Annotated in this window: 1 protein-coding gene; it reads right to left on the bottom strand. The window is 71.4% G+C overall.

Annotated elements, in window-relative coordinates; translation table 11 throughout:
- Nucleotides 1-3,508 (bottom strand): condensation domain-containing protein (locus tag ACIRQP_RS42230; protein ID WP_403900761.1); only part of this gene is annotated, 3,508 nt, incomplete at both ends.

The following is a 3,508-nucleotide window of genomic DNA, read 5'->3' as shown; positions in this document are numbered from 1 at the left end:
GCACACCCGTCGACCCCGACGTAAACATCACATACGCCAACGAACCAGCAGACACCCCCACCGGAAGCACCACACAACCCACCGGCTCAGCATCCACGCGCACCGACGGCACCCCACCGATCGCGTCCACCGTCCGGTCGGTCAGCACGAGCAGCGCATCGCTCTGCTCGACCACTTGCCGCAGTCGCTCCTCCGGGTACGCCACATGCAGCGGGACGTACGCCCCGCCCGCCTTCAGCACTGCCAGCATGGCCACCAGGACGTCGGCCGAGCGTTCCAGCAGCAGCCCGACGCGGCTCTCCGCACGGACGCCCCGCTCGATCAGTACTGTCGCCAACCGATGGGCCTGCTGGTCGAGTTGGTGGTACGTCAGCGTACGGTCGCCGCACTCGACCGCCACCGCATCCGGGGCAGCGGCCACCCGCTCGCCGAAGACCCCGACCACGGAAGCCCCAACCACGGAAGCCCCGGCCCCGGCCCCGGCCCCCGGGATTTCCCTGATCCGGCCGCTGCTCCACTCACCCACCACAGAGGCGCGTTCGGCCTCGCCCAGCAGATCGATGTCCCCGACTCGGGAGTCCGCGTGTGCGACCAGACGGGTGACGGCGTTTCCGAGCTGCGCCGACAGTCGCTCCGCCGTGGTGCTGTCGAACAGCGCGGGGTCGTAGGCGAGCGTCATGTCCAGCCGGTCACCGGTCGCCGACGCGATCAGTGTCAGCGCGTAGTTGGTCGACTCCACGGCCTCGGCCGCGCGGACGCCCAGTCCGTGCCGCTCCGCCGCGGCCTCGTCCACCGGGTAGTTCTCGAAGACCACCAGGCTGTCGAAGATCGACGCGCCGGCCGGCATGTCCGACTGGATGTCGGACAGCGCCATGTACTCGTAACGCCGCGACTCCGACTGTCCGTCCTGGATCTGCCGCAGCCAGTCGGCGACCGGCTGATCCGGAACGGCAGTCACCCGGACCGGCAGTGTGTTGATGAAGAGACCGAGAATGTCCTCGGCCCCCGGCAGATCCGCCGGACGCCCCGACACCGTCGTACCGAACACCACATCGGAAGCACCCGCGCCCGACGATCCGGCACCCGACGGTCCGGCACCGGACGACGCGGCACCGGATACCCCCGCGTACTGCGCGAGTACCAGCGCCCACGCGCCCTGGACCAGCGCGTTCGCCGTGATCCGGTGGCGGCGGGCGTACCCGCCCACCTGCTCGGCCACGCCGGGCTCCAGCGCGACCCGTACCCGCTCGCTCGACTGCCCGCGCCGGGCCTGCTCGGGCACCCCGTCGTACGGCAGTGGCACCGGCTCCTCGAATCCGGCCAGCACACCGCGCCAATAGTCAGCGGCCGCGTTGTGGTCCTGAGCGCCCAGCCACCGTACGTAGTCGCGGAACGGCCCACGGTCCACCGGGGCCGCCGCCGGACGCGCCGCCGCCGTCCCGTCGAGCGCCATGTACTCGCCCAGCACATCGGAGAGGAACGCGGACGTGCTCCAGCCGTCGAGCAGCAGGTGGTGGAACGTCCACACCACACGCACCGCATCGTCCGCGATACGGGCCAGGGTGACCCGCATCAGCGGGGCGGCGGTCAGATCGAGTCCGCGTGCCCGGTCCTCGCGGAGAAAGTCTCGTAGGAGGTTCTCCTGCCCGGCCTCGTCGGTGCCCGACCAGTCCAGCGTCGTCACGGGTACGGTCACCTGCCGGTGCACCACCTGCACCGGCTCTCCGACCGATTCCCACGCCAGCGACACCCGCAGGGCGTCCGACCGTTCCACCGTCCGCTGCCAGGCGTTCGCGAGCCGGGCGAGGTCGTCGACCCCGTCCAGAGTGAAGGCGAACTGCTCCAGATAGGCGGGCGAGTCGGGCTCGGCCAGCGCGTGGAAGAGCATGCCCGACTGGAGGGGCGTCAGAGGGTAGACGTCCTCGATCGCGCGGCCGTCGCCCGCGATCCGGTCCACCTCGCCCTGCGTGAGCCGCACCAGCGGGAAGTCCGACGGGGAGCAACCGCCCGCGTCCGGTTCGGCGCAGTGCGCGACGAAGCGCGAGAGTTCGGCGGCGAAGTCGTCCACCAGGGCCCGTACCGTCTCCTCGCGGTGCAGCCCGGCGGAGTAGTGCCACGAGAACACCAGCCGACCGTCGAGGAGCCCGGCGGTCACATCGAGGAGGTGGGGCCTTCCTTCCCGAACGCTGTGCTCTCCGCCGGGGTTGAGGGTGGCCGAGCGGTACCAGTCGTCCGCGCCGCCCGCCATGTCCAGCCGGCCGAGGTAGTTGAAGCTGATCAGCGGGTCCGCGTGGTGTGCTGTCGCGTCGCTGAGGCAGCGCAGCGCGCCGTAGCCGATACCGCGGTCGGGTACGGCCCTGAGCTGCTCCTTCACCCGCTTGATCGTGGCTGCCCAGTCGTCGCCCTCGGGCAGCGCGAGTGCGACGGGGTGGATGGAGGTGAACCAGCCGACGGTACGGGTCAGGTCGATGTCGTCGAACAGCTCCTCGCGGCCGTGGCCCTCCAGGGCGACCGCGACCCGGTCATGGCCTGTCCAGGTACGGAGCGTGCGCGCCAGAGCGGCCAGCAGCGCGTCGTTGATCTGGGTGCGGTAGACGGCGGGAACCCGCTGGAGGAGTCGCTCCGTCGCCTCCCGTGTCAGCCCGCCGGACACCACGGCCTGATCGGCGACGGTGTTGGCGCCGTCCGGATGGTCGAGGGGGATGTCCGTCCGCGCTCCGTCCATGACGGAGCTCCAGTACGGGATCTGGTCGTCGAAGCCGCCCGCCGCCGTGTGCTCCGCGAGCCGCGCCGCCCACTGCTGTACGGAGGCGGTCTTGGCGCCGAGTTCGGCGGGCCGTCCGGCGGCGGCGTGCGCGTACGCGGTCCTGAGGTCTTCGAGGAGGATGCGCCAGGTCACCCCGTCCACCACGAGGTGATGGGCGATGACGATCACCCGCAGGGTGCGATCGGCCGCGCGCGTGCTGACCAGGACGCGGACCAGCGGGCCGTGCTCCAGGCTGAACCCGGACTGCGCGGTGTCCTTCAGTTCCTGCCAGGCCGACTCCTCGCGGTCCGCCCGCTCGTCGGTGAGGTCGTGGAGGGTGAGTACGCGGTCGAGGTCTGCCTCGGGGGCGATCCGTCCCGTCCACCGCCCGTGCGCGTTCCGGGCGAATGTCGTCCGCAGCGCGTCATGGTGGAGCAGGAGCGCGCCTACCGCCTCCCGGAGCGCGGGCAGGCTGGTGGACGGCGGGAGTTCGAGCTCCATGGCCATGTTGAAGTGGGCGGGGCTGACGGTGTGGGTGGCGAAGAACCAGTCGCGGACCGGGGTCGGGCCCACCTCCCCCGACACCACGCCCTGCTCCGCCACCGACATGCCCGGCCCCGCGTCGGCCGCTCCGGCACCGGCGGCGAGAGCGGCCACCGTCTGGCGCGCGAACACATCGCGCGACGACAGCTCCAGCCCTGCCTGCCTGGCCCGTGAGACCACCTGGATGCTCAGGATCGAGTCCCCGCCCAGGGAGAAGAA

The sequence above is a fragment of the Streptomyces sp. NPDC102274 genome, assembly GCF_044766385.1.
Classification (GTDB): Bacteria; Actinomycetota; Actinomycetes; order Streptomycetales; family Streptomycetaceae; genus Streptomyces.
The sequence above is the reverse complement of the archived record's forward strand: the minus strand, read 5'-3'. Positions and strand labels throughout refer to the sequence as shown.